The organism is Aeromonas sp. HMWF014, assembly GCF_963878295.1.
Classification (GTDB): domain Bacteria; phylum Pseudomonadota; class Gammaproteobacteria; order Enterobacterales; family Aeromonadaceae; genus Aeromonas; species Aeromonas popoffii.
The window spans coordinates 1-1,017 of the sequence record NZ_CAWNYS010000544.1 but is presented as its reverse complement, the minus strand read 5'-3'; the positions used below and the strand labels follow the sequence as shown (position 1 = coordinate 1,017).

The 1,017-nt window shown below is 41.1% G+C and carries 2 protein-coding genes; both read right to left on the bottom strand.

Features of this window, described 5'->3' with window-relative positions; all coding sequences use genetic code 11:
- The coding region (locus AAC083_RS21195) for a hypothetical protein (protein WP_258224811.1) at positions 1 to 231 on the bottom strand (231 nt) is incomplete at its 3' end.
- A 135-nt stretch (positions 232 to 366) separates the two neighbouring features.
- Entirely contained in the window at positions 367 to 870 is a 504-nt protein-coding gene (locus AAC083_RS21190; RefSeq protein ID WP_146181758.1) for a M949_RS01915 family surface polysaccharide biosynthesis protein, read from the bottom strand.
- Positions 871 to 1,017: the final 147 nt, after the last annotated feature.

The window sequence follows — 1,017 nt, the reverse complement described above, 5'->3', positions numbered from 1 at the left end:
GCCCTTGACGGTCACTCGCGCCGCCTCTGGGCTGCTGTAGGTGTTCTCACACGCGATGTGCATGTAGAGGCTGTAAAAGGTCAGACGGTTCTTGTTTTGCACACCCGCCTCGTAGTGATGGCGTACCAGACAAAACGACGGCGAGGTATACAACTCTAGGTCTTGCCCTGGCTTGCCCTCCTCGGGGCTGCGGGTCGCCTTGGCCGGTTTGGTCGCCAGCCGGTAGGCCACAATTTCCCCATCCGCAATGGCGCGTACAGCGCCGCTGGGGAGCCGCCTCCCCAGTCATCATTGCTATTAAAATATGATTGCGGTGATCACGGGCCACACAACGCTTTATTTAAAAGGATGGATGTCCCAAATTTTTTACTCCTCATATTTACGTAGTGATATATCTTTCCATCTATCTTGCATGTATTTATAAAGAATAATGTTTTTTTTAAGATTCCGTCCAGGTATAGGCCCGCCCTCTCCACCATAATTTCCATTTGGCGTTTGTATCGTTTCTTCACCTCTGAGGGCATATTTAACACCATGTTGAAATGCAAAATATTTTATTGGGATAGGATCCATACCTCCGAAACAACCTATACGATATGCGAAAAGGGTGGTTTGAACTCCACCTATAGATTTTCTTTCCAAGGAGGTTTTAATCAAAGACAACTCTGAGTCCAACTCACAATTATAAATATAATCATTAACCTCAAAATCAGCTCTCCCATTCCCTATAGATTTCGCTGTCATCTTTACATCTAGATTTTTTTTCTTCACTACAAATAAGAATGAGTATTCATCATCTAGCTTAACCTCAAAAGCGGATGATGAAAACACCACAAATAATAAAGAAAAATAAAAAGCAAATTTATTCATCTTCTGCTCTCATTTTTTTGAGTTTTTTCATTGATCGAAATCTCTTTATTTAACTCATCTACATCAAATTTCCTAATGGCATTAGTTTTTGTTTTTTTATATTTTTCATAATATGAAACAGGCACAACATACCTCATTCCTTCAAAA